The sequence below is a fragment of the Nonomuraea sp. NPDC059194 genome, assembly GCF_042754765.1.
Classification (GTDB): domain Bacteria; phylum Actinomycetota; class Actinomycetes; order Streptosporangiales; family Streptosporangiaceae; genus Nonomuraea.
In genome coordinates this window covers 63,867-82,542 of record NZ_JBHZBH010000025.1, presented here as the reverse complement: position 1 = coordinate 82,542, position 18,676 = coordinate 63,867, and the positions used below count along the sequence as shown (strand labels likewise).

At 69.4% G+C, this 18,676-nt stretch carries 20 protein-coding genes and 1 riboswitch; of the genes, 13 read left to right on the top strand and 7 right to left on the bottom strand.

All coding sequences use genetic code 11. From position 1 onward, the window contains the following. Both ACFXJ8_RS27765 and ACFXJ8_RS27760 read right to left on the bottom strand, forming a co-directional pair. On the bottom strand, window positions 1–1,083 hold the full coding sequence (locus ACFXJ8_RS27765) for an acyltransferase (RefSeq protein ID WP_379646905.1): 1,083 nt from the start codon (window positions 1,081–1,083) through the stop codon (window positions 1–3). Continuing rightward, on the bottom strand, window positions 1,080–2,225 hold the full coding sequence (locus tag ACFXJ8_RS27760; RefSeq protein ID WP_379646904.1) for an NADH-quinone oxidoreductase subunit D: 1,146 nt from the start codon (window positions 2,223–2,225) through the stop codon (window positions 1,080–1,082). The genes ACFXJ8_RS27765 and ACFXJ8_RS27760 overlap by 4 nt, the downstream gene beginning before the upstream one ends. A gap of 91 nt (window positions 2,226–2,316) precedes the next feature. Here ACFXJ8_RS27760 and ACFXJ8_RS27755 point away from each other — a divergent pair, with 91 nt between their 5' ends. Further along, the gene (locus ACFXJ8_RS27755) at window positions 2,317–2,922 is read left to right on the top strand and encodes a DoxX family protein (protein ID WP_379646903.1); all 606 of its coding nucleotides are present in this window, start codon (window positions 2,317–2,319) and stop codon (window positions 2,920–2,922) included. 29 nt (window positions 2,923–2,951) lie between these two features. Here the strand turns inward: ACFXJ8_RS27755 and ACFXJ8_RS27750 are convergent, their stop codons facing one another. Beyond that, the gene (locus tag ACFXJ8_RS27750; protein ID WP_379646902.1) at window positions 2,952–4,214 is read right to left on the bottom strand and encodes an aminotransferase class V-fold PLP-dependent enzyme; all 1,263 of its coding nucleotides are present in this window, start codon (window positions 4,212–4,214) and stop codon (window positions 2,952–2,954) included. 47 nt (window positions 4,215–4,261) lie between these two features. Further along, window positions 4,262–4,377, bottom strand: a riboswitch (SAM riboswitch). 103 nt (window positions 4,378–4,480) lie between these two features. Between ACFXJ8_RS27750 and ACFXJ8_RS27745 the strand changes: the two genes are divergently transcribed. Together ACFXJ8_RS27745 and ACFXJ8_RS27740 are read left to right on the top strand one after the other, a co-directional pair. After that, entirely contained in the window at window positions 4,481–5,212 is a 732-nt protein-coding gene (locus tag ACFXJ8_RS27745) for a TerC family protein (RefSeq protein WP_379646960.1), read from the top strand. Continuing rightward, the gene (locus ACFXJ8_RS27740; RefSeq protein WP_379646901.1) at window positions 5,212–6,399 is read left to right on the top strand and encodes a cytochrome P450; all 1,188 of its coding nucleotides are present in this window, start codon (window positions 5,212–5,214) and stop codon (window positions 6,397–6,399) included. Before ACFXJ8_RS27745 ends, ACFXJ8_RS27740 begins: the two co-directional genes overlap by 1 nt. Here ACFXJ8_RS27740 and ACFXJ8_RS27735 read toward each other — a convergent pair. Genes ACFXJ8_RS27735 through ACFXJ8_RS27725 form a run of 3 tightly spaced genes read right to left on the bottom strand, consistent with a single transcriptional unit; the run spans window position 6,362 to window position 9,023 of the window. Then, window positions 6,362–7,534 (bottom strand): cation:proton antiporter, encoded by a 1,173-nt coding sequence (locus ACFXJ8_RS27735; protein WP_379646900.1) that lies wholly within the window; start codon window positions 7,532–7,534, stop codon window positions 6,362–6,364. The genes ACFXJ8_RS27740 and ACFXJ8_RS27735 overlap by 38 nt on opposite strands. A gap of 39 nt (window positions 7,535–7,573) precedes the next feature. Continuing rightward, on the bottom strand, window positions 7,574–8,056 hold the full coding sequence (locus ACFXJ8_RS27730) for a cation:proton antiporter regulatory subunit (RefSeq protein ID WP_379646899.1): 483 nt from the start codon (window positions 8,054–8,056) through the stop codon (window positions 7,574–7,576). A 4-nt stretch (window positions 8,057–8,060) separates the two neighbouring features. Beyond that, window positions 8,061–9,023, bottom strand: coding sequence for an SAM-dependent methyltransferase (locus tag ACFXJ8_RS27725; RefSeq protein WP_379646898.1), 963 nt, complete (start codon window positions 9,021–9,023; stop codon window positions 8,061–8,063). Window positions 9,024–9,212: 189 nt separating this feature from the next. Here ACFXJ8_RS27725 and ACFXJ8_RS27720 point away from each other — a divergent pair, with 189 nt between their 5' ends. The 6 genes from ACFXJ8_RS27720 to ACFXJ8_RS27695 all read left to right on the top strand — a co-directional run bounded on the left by ACFXJ8_RS27720 (window position 9,213) and on the right by ACFXJ8_RS27695 (window position 15,216). Then, a complete protein-coding gene (locus ACFXJ8_RS27720; RefSeq protein WP_379646897.1) occupies window positions 9,213–9,440 on the top strand; it encodes a chaplin family protein in 228 nt (75 codons plus the stop codon). Window positions 9,441–9,696: 256 nt separating this feature from the next. Continuing rightward, window positions 9,697–10,587: a Rossmann-like and DUF2520 domain-containing protein gene (locus ACFXJ8_RS27715; protein WP_379646896.1), complete on the top strand. Its 891-nt coding sequence runs from the start codon at window positions 9,697–9,699 to the stop codon at window positions 10,585–10,587. Window positions 10,588–10,634: 47 nt separating this feature from the next. Next, window positions 10,635–11,456 carry a pantoate--beta-alanine ligase gene (gene panC, locus ACFXJ8_RS27710; protein ID WP_379646895.1) on the top strand — a complete coding sequence of 274 codons (822 nt, stop codon included), beginning with the start codon at window positions 10,635–10,637 and terminating at the stop codon, window positions 11,454–11,456. An 11-nt stretch (window positions 11,457–11,467) separates the two neighbouring features. Then, window positions 11,468–11,878 (top strand): aspartate 1-decarboxylase, encoded by a 411-nt coding sequence (gene panD / locus ACFXJ8_RS27705; protein WP_379646894.1) that lies wholly within the window; start codon window positions 11,468–11,470, stop codon window positions 11,876–11,878. Between the two features lie 74 nt (window positions 11,879–11,952). Then, window positions 11,953–14,433, top strand: a complete 2,481-nt coding sequence (locus tag ACFXJ8_RS27700; protein ID WP_379646893.1) for an L-aspartate oxidase — start codon at window positions 11,953–11,955, stop codon at window positions 14,431–14,433. Beyond that, the gene (locus tag ACFXJ8_RS27695) at window positions 14,434–15,216 is read left to right on the top strand and encodes a type III pantothenate kinase (RefSeq protein ID WP_379646892.1); all 783 of its coding nucleotides are present in this window, start codon (window positions 14,434–14,436) and stop codon (window positions 15,214–15,216) included. A gap of 41 nt (window positions 15,217–15,257) precedes the next feature. Here ACFXJ8_RS27695 and ACFXJ8_RS27690 read toward each other — a convergent pair whose 3' ends face one another. Next, on the bottom strand, window positions 15,258–15,770 hold the full coding sequence (locus tag ACFXJ8_RS27690; RefSeq protein WP_379646891.1) for a hypothetical protein: 513 nt from the start codon (window positions 15,768–15,770) through the stop codon (window positions 15,258–15,260). Between the two features lie 144 nt (window positions 15,771–15,914). Between ACFXJ8_RS27690 and lysX the strand changes: the two genes are divergently transcribed. The 4 genes from lysX (at window position 15,915) to ACFXJ8_RS27670 (ending at window position 18,627) form a co-directional block, all read left to right on the top strand. Beyond that, window positions 15,915–17,396, top strand: coding sequence for a bifunctional lysylphosphatidylglycerol synthetase/lysine--tRNA ligase LysX (gene lysX, locus ACFXJ8_RS27685; RefSeq protein WP_379646890.1), 1,482 nt, complete (start codon window positions 15,915–15,917; stop codon window positions 17,394–17,396). A 65-nt stretch (window positions 17,397–17,461) separates the two neighbouring features. Continuing rightward, window positions 17,462–17,665 carry a type II toxin-antitoxin system VapB family antitoxin gene (locus tag ACFXJ8_RS27680; RefSeq protein ID WP_379646889.1) on the top strand — a complete coding sequence of 68 codons (204 nt, stop codon included), beginning with the start codon at window positions 17,462–17,464 and terminating at the stop codon, window positions 17,663–17,665. After that, on the top strand, window positions 17,662–18,084 hold the full coding sequence (locus ACFXJ8_RS27675) for a PIN domain nuclease (RefSeq protein ID WP_379646888.1): 423 nt from the start codon (window positions 17,662–17,664) through the stop codon (window positions 18,082–18,084). The genes ACFXJ8_RS27680 and ACFXJ8_RS27675 overlap by 4 nt, the downstream gene beginning before the upstream one ends. A 327-nt stretch (window positions 18,085–18,411) precedes the next feature. Beyond that, complete coding sequence (locus ACFXJ8_RS27670) at window positions 18,412–18,627, top strand: LuxR C-terminal-related transcriptional regulator (protein ID WP_354909400.1); 216 nt, start codon at window positions 18,412–18,414, stop codon at window positions 18,625–18,627. Window positions 18,628–18,676: the final 49 nt, after the last annotated feature.

Genomic DNA, 18,676 nt, shown 5'->3' with positions numbered 1-18,676 from the left:
TCAGGAGGGCGTGGGGGCGGGGTCTGCTTTCTTCCTCCGGGAGAACAGGTAGATGACCGGGAGGGTGAACACCAGGGGGCCGATGATGGCGAGGGGCCGTTCCAGCCACCACATCAGATTCGGTCGCGGGTCGGCCGAAGGGAAGCCGAACAGCCCCCACCACACCCCCAGCGCGATCGCCATCCCCGTGGTGTGGAACAGGAACAACGGCAGCGCGAACCGGTTGACCGTCTCCTTGACCTGTTTCCACCGGGGCCGTTCCAGTACCCGCTCCATTGTCGGCCTGAGCACCTCCACCAGGCCGATCTGGAAGATGAGCAGCGCCACGATGACGAAGGTGGGCGGGGCCATGTTCGACAGCTTGTCGCCGGGCACGCCGACCATCGAGCCTGGGTACAGGCCCGAGTAGACCAGGCCGAACAGCCCGAACAGGCCGGTCCACAGGATGGCGTAGTCGTAGCGGCGGGGCAGGATGACGACCCTGTCGTAGAAGAAGCCCGCCTGGTGGGCCAGACCCCATACCAGGATCATGTTGAGCCAGCCGACCCACTCGACGTGGTAGCGCAGCCGGATGACGTCGACGACCAGGGCGGCGCCGCCGAGCCAGATGAGGGCGAGCACGTCGTAGCGCCGGTGCAGCCACAGCGCGACGGGCAGCAGCGCGACCAGCATGACGTACACGATGAGGAACCACAGCGGGCTGAGCACGAGCAGCACGACCCGCCACATCCACGGCACGTCGAACAGCGTGGTCACGGCCGCGCCGATGGCGAACCAGACGCCGGTCAGGGCGAGGCCGGGTACGGCCAGCGCCTTGATGCGCCGCCAGACGAACGCCCCGATGCCGGTGCCGCGCTCGCAGGCCCGGTGCCAGGACAGCAGGTGGACGTGCCCGCCGACGTAGAAGAACAGCGGCAGCACCTGAAACAGCCAGGTGAGGATCCACAGCCCCGAGGTGAAGCCGAGAGGGCTGGTCGGGGAGGGGCCCTCGGGCGTCCAGACGAGGATGGTGAAGGCCCAGTGCCAGACGACCACGGTGATGAGGCTGACCGCGCGCAGCCAGTCGACGTACTTGTCCCTCACTTGTCGATGTCACCCACCACGAAGAACATCGAGCCGAGGATCGCGACCATGTCGGCGACCAGGTGCCCTGGCAGTATCTCGCGCAGCACCTGGATGTTGTTGTAGGAGGCCGAGCGCAGCTTCATCCGCCACGGCGTCTTGTCGCCCTTGGAGACCAGGTAGTAGCCGTTGATGCCGAGCGGGTTCTCGGTCCAGGCGTAGGTGTGGCCCTCGGGCACCTTCAGCACCTTGGGCAGGCGCTGGTTGATGGGGCCCTGGGGGAGCGCGCGCAGCCGCTCGACGCAGGCGTCGGCCAGGTCGAGGGAGACCTTGAGCTGTTCGAGAAGGACCTCGAAGCGGGCGTGGCAGTCGCCTGCCGTACGGGTGACGACCTTGACGGGCAGTTCGCCGTAGGCGAGGTACGGCTGGTCGCGCCGCAGGTCGAAGTCGACGCCCGAGGCTCGGGCGATGGGGCCGCTCACGCCGTACTGCATGATCGTGTCGCGGTCGAGGACGCCGACGCCGCGGGTGCGGGCCAGGAAGATCTCGTTGCCGAGGATGAGGTCCTCGATGTCGGGCACCTTGGCGCGGGTGGCGGCGACGACCGCGGTGACGCGGTCGAGCCAGCCTGCGGGCAGCTCTTCCTTGAGCCCGCCGACGCGGTTGAACATGTAGTGCATCCGGCCGCCCGAGATCTCCTCCATGACGCCCTGGATGCGTTCGCGCTCGTTGAAGGCGTAGAAGATCGGGGTGATGGCGCCGAGTTCGAGCGGGTAGGAGCCGAGGAACATCAGGTGGGAGAGCACCCTGTTGAGCTCGGCCAGCAGGGTGCGGGTCCAGACGGCGCGGGCGGGGATCTCCATGCCGAGCATGCGTTCGGTGGCGATTACCACGCCGAGTTCGTTGGCGAAGGCCGACAGCCAGTCGTGCCTGTTGGCCAGCATGATGATCTGCCGGTAGTCGCGGACCTCGAACAGCTTCTCCGCGCCCCTGTGCATGTAGCCGATGATCGGCTCGGCCGTGGCGATGCGTTCGCCGTCGAGGGTGAGGCGCAGCCGCAGGACACCGTGCGTCGAGGGGTGTTGGGGGCCGATGTTGAGGATCATGTCCTCCGTGGCCAGCTCCTTGGCGCCAGCTCCGATGCCGACCACGCGTTCTTCCATACCGTCATGCTGCCACTGGCGCTGTTAGTGATCCAGTCAAGGAATGGTCTATTTGCGCATTTCGCCAGGTGGCGGCGGGGAGATAGGGCCCATGAAACAAGGAGCTTTCGATCTGGCTGCGCTGGTGGCGCGCGTGGTGATCGGGGTGATCTTCGTCGCCCACGGCTGGCAGAAGTGGCAGAGCGGGCTCGGCGCGGTCACGGGGATGTTCACCAAGATGGGGGTCCCGTTGCCGGAGCTGTCGGCGACGTTCGCCGCCGCGGCCGAGCTGGTGGGCGGCGCCTTCCTGATCATCGGCGCGCTGGTCCGGCTGGCGGCGCTCGCCCTGTTCGCCGACATGGTGGGCGCGCTGGTGTTCGTGCACGCCGGCAAGGGCGTCTTCGTGTCGGAGGGTGGCTGGGAGCTGGTCGGCGCGCTCGCCGCGGGCTGCCTGCTGCTGATGGCGCTCGGCGGGGGCCGCTTCGGCGTCGACGGCCTGTTCGTCCGCTCGTCCAGGAAGAAGGCCGAGCGGCGGGAGGCCGAGCGGGCCGACGAGCGAGCCCCCATGGACATCTTCGACGAGCCGCGGCGCGACGAAGACCTGCCGCGACGCGACGAAGACCTGCCGCAGCGAGGAGAAGACCTGCCGCGGCGCGACCAGGACCTGCCGCGGCGCGGCGACGACCTGCCGCCGGACGCGCCCACCCGCCCCCAGTGACGTGTCGTCCGGCCTCAGCGGCGGGCGATTCAGCCCTGGCGGCGGGCGGCCAGGTCGTGCAGGGCGATGATCAGCCGGTCGACGTGCTCCTCGGTCGTGCCGATGCCGATCGAGGCCCGGACGGCCGACGCCGTGCCGTCCTCACAGCCACCGTCAGATACATCGAGCAGGTGCCGCACGAACGGATGCGCGCAGAACTTGCCGTCGCGCACGCCGATGCCGTACTCGGTGGACAGCGCCTCGGCCACCTCCCTGGCGGTGTAGCCGTCGACGACGAACGACACGATGCCGACGCGGGGGTGCTCCGGCCCCCACAGCGACAGCTCGCGCACCCCCTCGACGGCGGCCAGCCCCTCACGCAGCCTGGCGATCAGCCGCTCCTCCTCGCGGACCAGCGGCGTCCATCCCGTCGCGGTCAGCGCGTCGCACGCGGCGGCCAGCGCGATCGCGCCCAGCACGTTCGGGGTGCCCGCCTCGTGCCGGGGCTCGGCGTCCTCGTGCCACTCGGTGGTCGCGTCGTCGAGCGTGCCCACCGACTTCACCGCGCCGCCGCCCTTGAGGTACGGCTCGCCGTCCGACAGCCAGTCACGCCGCCCGATCAGCACGCCCGCGCCGAACGGCGCGTACAGCTTGTGGCCGGAGAAGGCGACGTAGTCGAGGTCGAGCGCGGTCAGGTTGAGCTTGCGGTGGGGGACGAGCTGGGCGGCGTCGACGAGGATGCGGGCGCCGTGCCGGTGGGCGATGTGCGCGAGCGCGGCGATCGGCCACAGCTCGCCCGTCACGTTGGAGGCGGCGGTCACGACGAGCAGCTTGGGGCCCTCGATCGCGGCGAGCGCGTCGTCGGCCTGCCGTACGGCTTCGCCGGGGAAGGCGGGCGGCGCGAGGCGGACGACCCGCTGCCACGGCAGCAGCGACGCGTGGTGCTCGGTGTCGAAGACGACGGTCGTGGTGCCCTCGGGAAGGCACCTGGCCAGCAGGTTGGTGGCGTCGGTGGTGTTGCGGGTGAAGATGACCGCGTCGTCGGTGCGGGCGCCGACGAACGCGCGGACGGTGTGCCGGGCCTGCTCGTAGCGAGCGGTGGTCAGCTGGGAGGCGTAGCCCGCGCCGCGGTGGACGCTGGAGTAGGCCGGGAGCGCGGCGGCGACGGCGGCGCTGACCGGCTCCAGACAGGGCGCGCTGGCGGCGTAGTCGAGGTTGGCGTAGGAGACCAGGCGGCCACCCTTGACGGGCACCTCGAGGTCCTCGCCCAGCACCTTGACCTGCACGGGAATGGAGATCGTCGCAACGGACACGGCACAGCCCTTCCAGGGTTGTCGGACCCCTGGCCGTGGCGCATCGGAGCCCGCGCTTGCCCGCCACACCTCGTGACGGACCAGGTCTTCACCCGGGGCACCCCGCCGCGGACGCGAGGGTTGCCGGCCAGCAAGCCGGGGCTAAGCGCTGGCACTCATGACCTACGCCGGAACTATAACCGACACGGGGTGCCACTTCGCAAGCCGCGAACTTCTGGGGCGATCGACTCGTTGGGGTTGGGGACAGCGAACCAAGGAGGTACATGATGTTGGACTGGGTGGCAGACCCACAGATCTGGATCGGGTTCTTCACCCTGGTCGCCCTGGAGATCGTGCTGGGCATCGACAACATCATCTTCATCTCGATCCTGGCCGGTAAGCTCCCGCCCGAGCAGCGCGACAGGGCCAGGGTCCTCGGCCTGGCCGCCGCTCTCATCTCACGCCTGCTGCTGCTCCTGGGACTGTCCTGGGTGGTGCAGCTGATCGAGCCGCTCTTCACGGTCTTCGGGCACGAGATCTCGGGGCGCGACCTGATCCTCATCTTCGGCGGGCTTTTCCTGCTGGCCAAGAGCGTGCTGGAGATCGGCCACAGCATGGAGCTGAAGAGCACGGACGGCAAGGAGCGGAAGGTGACCTCGTTCACCTCGGTCATCCTGCAGATCATGGTGCTCGACATCGTGTTCTCGCTCGACTCGGTCATCACCGCGGTCGGCATGGTCAACGACCTGGGCGTCATGGTCGCGGCGGTCGTCGTCTCGGTGCTGGTGATGCTGTTCGCCTCGGGGCCGATCAGCAGGTTCGTCGACAGGCACCCGAGCATCAAGATGCTGGCGCTGTCGTTCCTGGTGCTGATCGGCGTCGTGCTCCTGGCCGAGGGCCTCGACCAGCACATCCCGAAGGGCTACATCTACTTCGCGATGGCGTTCTCGGTGATCGTCGAGATGCTCAACATCCGGATGCGGAGCAGGCACGCGAAAGCCGAATCTAATATGCAGTAGTGCGCTTTGATCCTTGGAATCCGGATTTTGTGGCCTCGCCGTACGCCGTCTATGACGAGCTGCGGCGCGAGGCGCCCGTCAGCTTCTTCGAGCCCACGGGGCAGTGGCTGATCGCCAGGCACGCGGACGTCAACGCGCTGCTCAGAGACCGCCGTCTCGGCCGGTCCTACCTGCATCTGGCCACGCACGAGGAGTTCGGGCGCGAGCCCGAGCCGGAGTTCCAGGAGCCGTTCTGGCGGGTGGTCAGGGCGGGCATGCTCGACGTCGAGCCGCCCGTCCACACCCGCCTGCGCCGCCTGGTGTCCAAGGCGTTCACGCCCCGCATGGTCGAGTCGATGCGGCCCAGGGTCCGCGCGATCGTCGAGGACCTGGTCGACGGCTTCGTCGAGAAGGGCGGCGGCGACCTCATCGCCGAGGTGGCCGAGCCGCTGCCGGTGACCGTCATCGCCGAGATGCTCGGCGTCCCCGACGCCGACCGGCACCTGCTGCGGCCGTGGTCGGCCGACATCTGCGGCATGTACGAGCTGAACCCCTCGCCCGAGGCCCAGCACACGGCGGTCAGGGCGGCGTCGGAGTTCTCCGACTACCTCAAGGAGCTCGCCCGCGCCCGCAAGGCCGACCCGGGCGAGGACCTGATCAGCGCGCTCGCCCAGATCGAGGAGCTGACCGAGGACGAGCTGGTCGGCACCTGCGTGCTGCTGCTCAACGCCGGTCACGAGGCGACCGTGAACGTCACCGGCAACGGCTGGTGGTCGCTGTTCCGCAACCCCTCCGAGCTGGTACGGCTGCGCGAGGACCTCTCGCTGCTGCCCACGGCGATCGAGGAGCTGATGCGCTACGACACCCCGCTGCAGATGTTCGAGCGCTGGGTGCTGGAGGACATCGAGGTCGGTGGCGTGGCCATCCCGAAGGGTGTGGAGGTGGCCCTGCTGTTCGGCTCGGCCAACCGCGACCCCGAGGTCTTCGCCGACCCCGACACGCTCGACGTCGGCAGGGCCGACAACCCGCACATCTCGTTCGGCGCGGGCATCCACTTCTGCCTGGGCGCGCCGCTGGCCAGGATCGAGCTGGTGGAGTCGTTCGGCGCCCTCCTGAGGAGGGCGCCGGCGATGGAGCTGACGAGCGAGCCCGTCTGGAACCCCGGCTACATCATTCGAGGGCTTCGGTCGCTCGACGTGTCCGTGTGAGTATCGGCTCCACCAGCTTTGCCGCCAGGGGGCCGAAGGCGGCCAGGATCAGCACGTAGGTGGCGGCGAGGGGGCCGAGGTCGGGATGGGCTCCGGCCGCCACCGCCAGTCCCGCGATGACGATGTTGAACTCGCCGCGCGGCACCAGCGCGATGCCCGCGCGCATCCGGCCCGCCTTGGCGATGCCCGCCCTGCGCGCGGCGTAGGCGCCGGTCAGCAGCTTGGTGACGATGCTGACCGCCGCGAGCAGCAGCGCGAGCAGCGCCACGGGCGGGATCTTCGTGGGATCGGTCTGCAGGCCGAAGAAGACGAAGAACACGGCCGCGAACAGGTCGCGCAGCGGCATCAGCAGCGCCCTGGCCTCGTGGGCGAGCTCGCCCGACAGCGCGATGCCGACGAGGAACGCGCCGACGGCCGCCGACACCTGCAGTTCCTGGGCGATGCCGGCCACCAGCAGGGCCAGGCCGAGCACCTTCAGCAGCAGCACCTCGTTGTTGGGGCTGGAGACGAAGGCCTCGATGAACCTGCCGAACCGCAGCGCGATCACCAGGACGACGGTCACCGTACCCAGGGCGATGGCCAGGGAGATCGCCCCCGTCATCAGCGAGACGCCGGCCAGCATGGCGGTCAGCAACGGCAGGTAGATGGCCATCGCCAGGTCCTCGAAGACCAGCAGCGACAGGACCACGGGTGTCTCGCGGTTGCCAATCCAGCCGAGGTCCGACAGGACTTTCGCGGTGATGCCGGAGGAGGTGGCGTAGGTGACGCCCGCCATGGCGACCGCGGCCACCGGGCCCCAGCCGAGCAGCAGCGCCGCGATCGCGCCGGGGGCCGCGTTGAGGACGATGTCGACCAGGCCCGCCCTGGCGTTGCCGCGCAGGCTGGAGACGAGCTCGCCCGCGTTGTACTCCAGGCCGAGCGTCAGCAACAGGAGCACGACGCCGATTTCGGCGCCGATGGCGATGAACTCCTCGCTGGTCGCGAGGGGGAGCATGCCGCCCTTGCCGAAGGCGAGGCCGGCGATGAGGTAGAGGGGGATGGCGGAGATCCCGGCGCGCATCGCGAGCGCGCCGAGCACGCCGAGACCGAGGATGATTCCGCCGAGTTCGAGGAAGACTATTGCGGTGTCGTGCACGTCAGATTGCCTCTGACGGAGGGGAGAGCAGGTCTCGCATCAGCCGTCCGTGAGGACGTCGGCGGCGGCATGGGTCGTCTCGGCGTCGCCGACGACGACCACGACGTCTCCCGCGGTGAACCTGAAGTCGGGCGTCGGGCTCGCGTTGACCTGCGGCCCCCGCACCACGGCCACCACGGAGGCGCCGGTGCGGGTGCGGATGCGCGCGTCGCCCAGCGTCCTTCCGTCGTACGGCGAGCCGGCGACGATCGTCAGCTGGAGGCTGACCAGGCCCTCGATCTCGCGGTGGAGCGCGTTGAGCCGTTGGACGATCCGGGGCGCCCCGAGCAGCTCGACCAGCGCGTCGGCCTCTTCGTCGTTGAGTTGTATGGCTTCGCACGCCCGATCGGGATCCGACCGGTCGTAGATGACCAGGTCGCGGCGTCCCGAGCGGTGTGAGACGACGGCGACGTGGCGACCTGATTGGGTGCTGAACTCGTGTTTGAGCCCGATGCCGGGAAGCGGGGTCTGTTCGATCTCCACGCGTCTAACGTATCTGGCTGAGCCACCCAAATCCCCCCAACCCTGTCGGGTCGACCAGCTCGGCCTCCCGCGAGGCGCGTGCCAGCGCTCTCAGGTACCCGGCTGGATCGGTCCGGGCGAGGTCGAGTGAGGGGCGGACGCCGGTCACTCCGAGAGTGCGCAGAATGTCGCGCTGTGTGGACAAGGTTGTGGATATCGCACCGGCTCGCCGGCCCGCGTCCGCGCACGCGTCGAGTGCGACGTGTGCGGTGATGTCGCAGGTCCCGTCGGGTATGGGCGTCACGGCCGAACCATCCCTGTATCCGGCGAGTGTGCCGCGGGACGGACGGTTATCCACAGGGTGTGCATAATCGACGGCGATCGCCTGACCCCTGTCGAGTCGTTCGACCACGGTGGCCCACGCCGCGCACCGCGACCTGCCGACCTCGGCTCGCTGGCCCACGCACCGCAGCGGCCACCACCGTTCGAGCCAGCGCAGATCGTCGTCGGCGGGCGGAGGGCCGAGCCGCTCCTCGCCGGTCTCGGTGTGGACGAGTACCAGGCGAGGGCCCGCCGCCGTCTGTTCCACGACGTCGAAGGGGATGTTGTCCAGCCATTCGTTGGCGATCGCCAGGCCGGTGATGCCCCGCGGGACGGTGTGGCTCCATGCGACCGCCTCGGGCAGGCCCGCTGGACGCGAGGAGAGGTCGACCGCCGTGACCCTCAGTCTGGCGCGCAGCTCCTGCGGGGCGGCCGCCGACGCGTGGGCGGCCAGCGCTCCGTCACCCGCGCCGATGTCGACGAGGTCGAGCCGGTCGGGCCGGCCGAGCTCGGCGTCGAGGCGCAGCAGCAGGGTCAGCACGGCCCCGGCGAAGACGGACGAGGCGCCGACCGAGGTGCGGAAGTGTCCCGAGGGTCGTTCGCGCAGGTAGAAGCCGCTCTCACCGTAAAGCGCCCGCTCCATCGCCGCCCGCCAGGTGAGCCACATGCCACGGATGATCTCATGGTCGTCCCGTGGCACGCTCGGTGATGTAATGACTACTCCCTGTCGCAGCTTTGCGCTACGGTTACCCGGTGTCATCGGACGATCGCTCCGAGCCTACCTGGGTGCGGCTCGATCGTCTGGTGCACGCACCCGTAACGCGGCCTCGTGCCGCGCAATGAGAGGACATCCCCCATGTTCAAGAAGTCTGCCGTCGTCGCGGGCGTGCTGGCCATGATGGCGTTCGGCGCCCCCGCCGCCCACGCCGACAACGTCACCAGCGGCAACAACGGCATCCTGTCGGGCAACCAGATCATCGCGCCGATCTCGATTCCGGTGAACGTGTGCGGCAACGCCGTGGCGCTCTTCGGCGTGGCCGTCGCCGGTTGCAAGGGCGGCGCCTCGGTGGTCAACCACTGGTGATGTGACAGCCGCGCGCTTGGCGCACCGGGAGGGCCGGCCCATCGGCGGAGGGTCGGCCCTCTCGTGCGCCCGCGTGCGCGGGCGGGCGCCGAGTCACCGCGGCTCGACGCCCGCCCTCTGGCGGGGGTGTCCTGTTTGTATGCCATTGTTGGGCATTGTCCCCGCCCAACATGCGGCAAAAGACCCATGACCGTGGCCGCTGAGAAGCGGCGGTTACCCTGGTCAGCAGTGTTGGATGGCAGGGGAGCGCGACGTCATGGACACAGGGGAACGCCCGGGACGGCTGGCCGTCGGCGTGCTCGGCGCGGGCAGGGTGGGCTCGGTGCTCGGCTCCGCGCTGGCCAGGGCCGGCCACAGGGTCGTGGCCGCGAGCGGCGTCTCCGACACCTCGCAGCGCTGGGCGGCCGAGCGGCTCGGTGCCCGCACCTTCAACCCCGAAGAGGTCGTCGCCAGGGCCGAGCTGATCCTGCTCACCGTCCCCGACGACGCGCTGCCCGGCCTGGTCGCCGGGCTGGCCGCCACGGGCGCCGACCTGCGCGGCAAGCTGCTCGTCCACACCAGCGGCGCGTACGGCCTGGCCGTACTCGATCCGGCCACCCAGGAGGGCGCGCTGCCGCTGGCCCTGCACCCCGTGATGACCTTCACCGGCAGGGACGACGACCTCAACAGGATCACCGGCATCTCCTTCGGCGTCACCTCGCCCGAGCCGCTGCGCCCGATCGCCGAGGCGCTGGTCATCGAGATGGGCGGCGAGCCCGTCTGGATCGCCGACGCCGACCGCGCCCTCTATCACGCGGCCCTCGCCAACGCCGCCAACCACATGGTGACGCTGATCGCCGAGTCGTCCGAGCTGCTGGGCAGGATCGGCGTCGAGCACCCAGGACGGATGCTGGGGCCGCTGCTCGGGGCCGCGCTCGACAACGTGCTCAGGCTCGGCATCTCGGGGCTGACGGGGCCCGTGGTGCGCGGCGACGCGGGCACCGTGCGCAAGCACGTCGACGCGCTCATCCTGGCGGCTCCTGAGGCTGCCGACGCATACGTGGCACTCGCTAGGCTCACGGCGGACCGGGCGCTCGCCGCCGGGTTGCTGAAGCCCGAGGCGGCCGAGCGACTGCTCGACGCGCTCGGGGGGAACATGTGGACCTGATCGGGCCGGGACGTTCCGCCTGGACCTGATCTGTCTAGGAGGACACCGTGGAACCGATCGTCGCGCACGACCGCGCCGACCTCGACAAAGCCCGCTCCTCGGGGCGTGTGGCGCTCGTCCCGACCATGGGAGCGCTGCACGAGGGTCACCGCTCGCTGATGCGGCTGGCCCGCACGCTGGCCGACCAGGTCGTGGTCAGCATCTTCGTCAATCCCCTGCAGTTCGGCCCCGGCGAGGACTTCTCCCGCTACCCCCGCACCTTCGGCGCCGACCTCGGCGTCTGCGCGCAGGAGGGGGTGGACGTGGTTTTCGCCCCCTCGGCCGACGACATGTACCGCCCCGACCGCCAGGTCGGCGTCTCGGCCGGCCAGATGGGCACGATCGTCGAGGGCGCGGTCCGCCCCGGGCACTTCGACGGCATGCTCACCGTGGTGCTCAAGCTGTTCAACCTGGTCCGGCCCGACGTCGCGGTGTTCGGCCAGAAGGACGCCCAGCAGCTCGCGCTCATCAGGCGCATGGTCGCCGACCTCGACGTGCCCGTGGAGATCGTGGGCGCCCCCACCGTGCGCGAGCCTGACGGCCTGGCCCTGTCCAGCCGCAACCGCTACCTCGCCCCCGACGACCGGCGGGCCGCGCTCGCGCTGTCGCGCGCCCTGCGCGCGGGAGCCGCCGAGAGCGCCCCCGCCGCCGTGCGCGCCGCGGCGACCGCGGAGCTGGCCGCGTCGGGGCTCGCGGTCGACTATCTCGTGCTCGTCGACCCCGCGACGTTCGCGGAGGTTCCCGACTCCTTCGCCGGTCAGGCGGTCCTGGCGGTGGCGGCTAGAGTCGGCACCACCCGCTTGATCGACAACGTCCTTGTGACGTTCTGAGGAGGCCCCCCGTGTTCAGGACCATGATGACGTCCAAGATCCATCGAGCCACGGTCACGCAGGCCGACCTGCACTACGTGGGCTCGCTCACCATCGACGAGGACCTGATGGAGGCGGCCGGCCTCCTGGAGGGCGAGCAGGTGCACGTCGTCGACATCGACAACGGCGCCCGCCTGGTGACCTACGCGATCACCGGACCGCGCGGGTCGGGGATCATCGGCATCAACGGCGCCGCCGCCCGGCTGGTCTCTCCCGGCGACCTGGTGATCATCATCGCGTACGGCCAGCTCGACGACGCCGAGGCGCGCGTCTTCACGCCTCGGGTGGTCCACGTCGACCGCGACAACCGCATCGTCGACCTGGGCTCCGACCTCGCGGCGGCCGTGGAGGGAGCCGTACGGGGAGACGAAGTCCACATCTGAAACCAGGGGGGCGGGAAGGGACCACGGGCCGCCGGGCGTTATCGTCATGTTGACGAAATATGAGGAGGTCCCCCATGAGCGCACCGGCGATCCCCATGAAGCTCACCGCCCCCGCGGCAGGCTGGACGGTCGACGCCGACCTCGTCGTGGTGGGTTCCGGAGTGGCCGGGCTGACCGTGGCCCTGCGCTACGCCGAGCTCGAACCCACCGCGAAGGTCCTGGTCGTCACCAAGGACGTGCTGTCGTCCGGCTCCACGAGGTGGGCGCAGGGCGGCATCGCCGCCGTGCTCGATCCCGCGGACTCGCCCGCCGAGCACCTGGACGACACGCTGGTCGCCGGCGTGGGCCTGTGCGACGAGCAGGCCGTCAGGACGCTGGTGACGGAGGGGCCTGGCGCGCTGCGCAACCTGATCGCCAGGGGCGCCAGGTTCGACACCGACGAGCGGGGCGAGCTCCAGCTCACCCGCGAGGGCGGCCACCACCGCAACCGCATCGTGCACGCCGGCGGCGACGCGACGGGCGCCGAGGTGCAGCGCACGCTCATCGAGGCGGTGCTCGCGCACGCCACGATCGAGGTGATCGAGCACGCGCTCGTCCTCGACCTGGTCAAGGACGCCCAGGGCCGGGCCAGGGGCGTCACGCTGCACGTCATGGACGAGGGCGCGCGCGACGGCGTGGGCCAGGTGCGGGCCAGGGCCGTGGTGCTGGCCACCGGCGGCATGGGCCAGGTCTACGCCTCCACCACCAACCCCGTGGTCTCCACGGGCGACGGCGTGGCGCTCGCGCTGCGCGCCGGAGCCGTCGTCAGGGATTTGGAGTTCGTCCAGTTCCACCCCACCGTGCTGTGGCTGGGGGAGGACTCGACCGGCCAGCAGCCGCTGATCTCCGAGGCCGTGCGCGGCGAGGGCGCCTACCTCGTCGACGCCGAGGGCCAGAGGTTCACCGACGAGCTCGCGCCGCGCGACGTGGTGGCCAAGGCCATCATGCGCCAGCCTGGCCAGGTCTACCTCGACGGCCGCCATTTCGGCCTCGACACGTGGAAGAGCCGCTTCCCGACCATCTACGGGATCTGCCTCGACCACGGTTTCGACCCCGCCACCGAGCTGATCCCCGTCATGCCCGCCGCCCACTACGCCAGCGGCGGCGTCAGAACCGACCTGCGCGGCCGTACCTCGATCGAGGGCCTGTACGCCTGCGGTGAGGTCGCCTGCACAGGTGTGCACGGCGCGAACCGGCTGGCCTCCAACTCGCTGCTGGAAGGGCTGGTCTTCGCCGAGCGCATCGCCGAGGACATCCACCAGGTACGGCCGGCCCCCGGCGAGCCCGTGACCGCCGCCCCCGAGGAGGGCCTGGTCGACCCCAGGGCCCGCGCGCGCATCCAGGCCCACATGAGCAGGGGCGCCGGAGTGCTGCGCAGCAGGTCCTCGGTCGCCGAGACCGGCATCGCGCTGCGCGACGCCAGGTGGACCCCGGTGGCCGTCCAGCCGTGCGTGGAGTCGTGGGAGACCACGAACCTGCTCACCGTGGCCTCGGTCCTGGTGGCCGCCGCCCACGCGCGCCTGGAGACCAGGGGCTCGCACTGGCGGGAGGACCACCCCGACCGCGACGACGAGAACTGGCTCGGACACCTGGACATCACGCTGACACCGGAAGGACTGGCCATGACCTACACGCCGCACGGGACAGCGCCGCGGCTGGCCGAGGAGCTGGCGGCGGCGGGGCTCGACCCGGCCGCCGTGGACGAGGTCGTCTCACGCGCGCTCGCCGAGGACCTGCAGGAGGCGGGGGACGTCACCTCCCTGGCCACCATCCTCGCGGGCCAGAGCGCGACCGCCGACGTGGTGGCTCGTGCCGACGGGGTGGTCGCGGGCCTGGCCGTCGCCGAGGTCGTCTTCCGCAGGCTCGGCGTCACCGCCGTCGAGCGCCGGGTCAAGGACGGCGAGCGGGTGCGCCGCGGCGACGTGCTCATGACCGTCGAGGGCGAGACGCGCGCCCTGCTCACCGCCGAGCGCACCGCGCTGAACCTGCTCACCCACCTGTCGGGCATCGCGACGCTCACCGCCCGCTGGGTCGCGGCGGTCGAGGGGACGGGCACCAGGGTGCGCGACAGCCGTAAGACGCTGCCGGGGCTGAGGGCGCTGGAGAAGTACGCCGTCAGGGCGGGCGGCGGCGTCAACCACCGCATGTCGCTGTCGGACGCGGCGCTCATCAAGGACAACCACGTGGTCGCCGCGGGGGGCGTCGCCGAGGCTTTCCGCAAGGTGAGAGATCTGTATCCGGACCTCCCGATCGAGGTGGAGGTGGACCGGATCGACCAGATCGCGCCCCTCCTCGCCGAGGGCGCCGAGGAGATCCTGCTGGACAACTTCACCGTGGAAGAGCTGGCCCGAGCGGTGAAGCTCGTCGACGGAAGGGCCCGGCTCGAATCAAGTGGCGGGCTGACCTTGGAATCGGCCCGTGATGTGGCCGAAACTGGCGTGGACTACGTTGCTGTGGGAGCGCTTACGCACTCGGCACCTGCGCTTGACATAGCCCTGGATCTACGGGGGAACTAAATGCTGCTCGCGATCGACGTCGGCAACACGCACACGGTTCTCGGCCTCTTCGAGGGCGAGGAGGTCATCGAGCACTGGCGGATCGCCACCGATGCCCGCCGTACCGCCGACGAGATCGCGGTCGTCCTGCAGGGGCTGCTGGGCCAGTCGCCCCTGCTGAAGGGTGCCGACGTGAGCGGCATCGCGATCTGCTCGACGGTGCCCTCGGTGCTCAACGAGATGCGCGAGATGTGCCGCCGCTACTACGGCGACGTCACCGCGGTCATCGTGGAGCCCGGCATCCGCACCGGCGTGCCGGTCAGGATGGACAACCCCAAGGAGGTCGGCAGCGACCGGATCGTCAACTCCCTGGCCGCCATCGACCAGTACGGCGGGCCCTGCATCATCGTCGACTTCGGCACCGCGACCTCCTTCGACGCGGTGTCGGCCAAGGGCGAGTACGTCGGCGCCGTCACCGCGCCAGGCATCGAGATCTCCGTCGACGCGCTGGCCGCCGCGGGAGCCCAGCTGCACAAGGTCGAGCTGATCAGGCCGCGCTCGGTCATCGCCAAGAACACCGTCGAGGCGCTGCAGTCCGGCATCATCTACGGCTTCGCCGGGCAGGTCGACGGCATCGTGGAGCGGATGGCGGCAGAGCTCGCCGACGACCCCGACGACGTCACCGTGGTGGCGACCGGCGGTCACGCCCCGCTCGTGGTCAGGGAGTCGCGCTCCATCGACGTGCACGAGCCGTGGCTCACGCTCATCGGGCTCAGGCTCATCTACAACCGCAACGCGACATGAGAAAGGGCCCCTTCGAGGAAGGGGCCCTGCGGCGGTGGTGATCACATCTCTTCGTAGTCGTAGAGGTCCTGCCACTTGCCGCACTTGCTGACCTTGTGGGTGAAGGGGTTGTACTGGCAGACCTTGGCCCGCAGGGCGTACACGTCGTCCTCGTGGAACTCGAACTTCTTGTAGCCCGGGTAGCCGCAGTAGTAGCGGGAGTAGACCTGGTACCAGTCGTACTCGTCGTCGGCCGCCTGGAACTTCACGTACGCGCACTTGCCACCCTGGCTGTAGGTCCTGTCGTCGAGGTCGTAGAGCCGGCCGGTGACGTGAACGGAGTTGCCGTCCTCGTAGTCGCCGTCGACGCCGATCCAGCCGCGCGCCTTGGCCAGGCCGTACTTGGAGTAGTACGAGCCCCAGTAGTCCTCGTAGTCGTAGGAGTTGGAGTTCGACGAGTTCGACGAGGAGGCGGTGGTGGTGGTGGTCGAGGCGTTCGCGGGGGCGGGGAGCGACAGGGCCAGTGTGCCGGTGGCGGCCACTGCGAGGAAGCCTGTCGCGAGCTTCTTCATCATGATCTTCTCCTTGAGCCCTACGGTTCCGGCTCCCTGCCGGATCCCCCCGGGCTCTTGAGTCAGTGGTAACCCCGCCTCCTTGCACGCCCTTTGCAAAGAGCTGACGAACTCTTGCATCCCGCCATATCGGTACCCTTTGGTGTTGTGAGCGACGAACTTCCCGAGCAGCTGCGCATCCGGAGGGAGAAGCTCGACCGCCTTCGCGCCGAGGGCGTCGACCCTTACCCGGTGACCTTTCCCCGCACGGCTACCAACGCCGAGATCAGGGAGAAATACCAGGGTCTCGACCCTGACACCGCGACCGGCGACAAGGTCGGCGTCGCGGGGCGCGTCATGCTCAACCGCATCGGCGGGAAGCTCTGCTTCGCCACCCTGCGCGACGGCGGCGGCGACCTGCAGGTCATGATCTCCCTCGACAAGGTCGGCGAGGAGTCGCTGGCCGCCTGGAAGCACGACGTCGACCTCGGCGACCACGTCGGCATCGAGGGCGAGGTCATCACCTCCCGCCGCGGCGAGCTGTCCATTCTGGCCGACAGCTGGCAGATCACCTCCAAGTGCCTGCGCCCGCTGCCGGAGAAGCACGTCGGCCTCACCGACCCCGAGGCCCGGGTACGGCAGCGCTACGTCGACCTCATCGTCAACGACGAGGCGCGCAGGATGGCCCACGTCCGCAGCGCCACGGTCAGGGCGGTGCGCGACTTCTGGCACGAGGAGGGCTACCTCGAGGTCGAGACGCCGATGCTGCAGCCGATCCACGGCGGCGCGGCGGCGCGTCCGTTCAAGACGCACATCAACGCCTACGACATGGAGCTCTACCTCCGCATCGCGATCGAGCTCTACCTGAAGCGGCTCGTGGTCGGTGGCATCGAGAAGGTCTTCGAGATCAACCGCAACTTCCGCAACGAGGGCGCGGACTCCACGCACAACCCCGAGTTCACGATGCTCGAGGCGTACGGCACCTACCTCGACTACAACGACATGGCCGACCTCACGCAGCGGATGTACCAGAAGGCGGTCGTGGCCGCCCTGGACACCACCGTGGTCGTCCACGACGGCGTCGAGATCGACCTCGGCCAGGCGCGGTGGCCGCGGATCTCGCTGTACGGCGCGGTCTCCTCCGCGCTCGGCGAGGAGGTCACCACCGAGACCTCGCTCGACCAGGTCAGGAAGTACGCCGACAAGCGCGACATCTACTGGGACCCGAAGTGGGGCCAGGGCAAGCTGGTCCAGGAGCTGTTCGAGGAGCTCGTCGAGCACACGCTGATCCAGCCGACGTTCGTCATGGACTACCCGCTGGAGACCTCGCCGCTCACCCGGCAGCACCGCGACAACCCGCTGCTCACCGAGAAGTGGGACCTGATCGGGTTCGGCACCGAGCTCGGCACCGCCTACTCCGAGCTGGTCGACCCGATCGAGCAGCGCCGCCGCCTGACCGAGCAGTCGATCCTGGCCGCCGGGGGCGACCTCGAGGCGATGCAGCTCGACGAGGACTTCCTGCAGGCGCTGGAGTACGCGATGCCGCCGACGGGTGGTGTCGGGGTGGGGATCGACCGGATGATCATGGCCTTCACCGGCAAGAACATCCGGGACACGATCCTGTTCCCGCTGGTGAAGCCCACCCACTGACCCTCGGGGTGCAGGCCCTCCTTGGATATCATTGGAGGAACACTTGATATCCAAGGTGGTGCATCATGGGCCGTACCGTGATCGACCTGGTCGCCGACGTCGCCAAGGCACTTGGAACCAGCACCAAGAAGGAGACTGTCAACACGGCTCTCCGTGAGGTGCTGGAGAATCGGCGGCGGGCTCTCGCGCTCACCAGACTCCGCGCCATCGCCGCCGAAGGCGGCTTCGACCTCGATCTCTTCGAGGACAAGAGCAACTACCGCCGATGAACGCGGCCCAGTTCCTCATCGACACCAGCGCCCTCGCCCGCTTCATACTCCCCGACGCCGACCAGTACGGCTGGGACCAGGCCGCTTCTGCAGGACTCATCGCCGTCTGCCCGATCACCGAGTTCGAGTTCTTCTACGGTGCTCGATCCATCGCGGACCGCGAGCAGGGCATCGAGGACATGCGCCTGCTGTTCGGCTGGACCCCCATCGACGACCGCGCCTACGACAGGGGCTGGAAAGTCCAAGAAGCCCTCACCAAACGAGGACATCACCGCATCGCAGGCCCTGTCGACCTCGTCCTCGCAGCCACAGCAGAACTCCAAGGTCTGACACTCCTCCACCGAGACCGCGACTTCGAATGCATCGCCCAGGTCACCGGCCAACCCCTCCAGTGGTACGGCCCCGACCCAGACAAGTAGCCGATGCCACTCGGAACGAGTCTGCTGCCGGTTGTCGCCGCGATCAAGGAATGGGCCGAGAACCACATCGAGGATGTCGAGCGCGCCCGCGAACGGTATGACGCCAATTCGGGATAAGGGCAGTTTCCTGTAAGGCGGTTGTGGACCGTTCTTCGCACCACAAGCCACGCGAGTTCTTCATATAGAAATGATCAAGTCAATAGCGGCCGTCAAGCGCCGCACGAAACGACCTTGACGACCTTTCCCGTATGCGTTTACCGTCTGCGAGACGAGCAGCTTGCTCGGGCCGAGACGTCGCCGAGTTGTGCTGTTGGGGGGAGGGCCCCGATGGATGTGCTCACCGACGACGGAGTCGTGCTGAGCCAGGATGACCTGGATCTCCTCGCGGAGCTGGCCAAGGGCGTCACGGTCGACCGCGTGGGCAGGACGCTGGAGATCAGCGGCCGCACGGTCCGTCGCCGCCTGCGCGTCATCTGCGACAGGATCGGCGTCGCCACGGCGATCGAGGCGGTGGCCTGGGCGGCACGCCGAAGACTCATCTGACCCGGCATCTCGTCGGCTCCAGCCGACTCTGGTCGGCTCTCACCGGCTG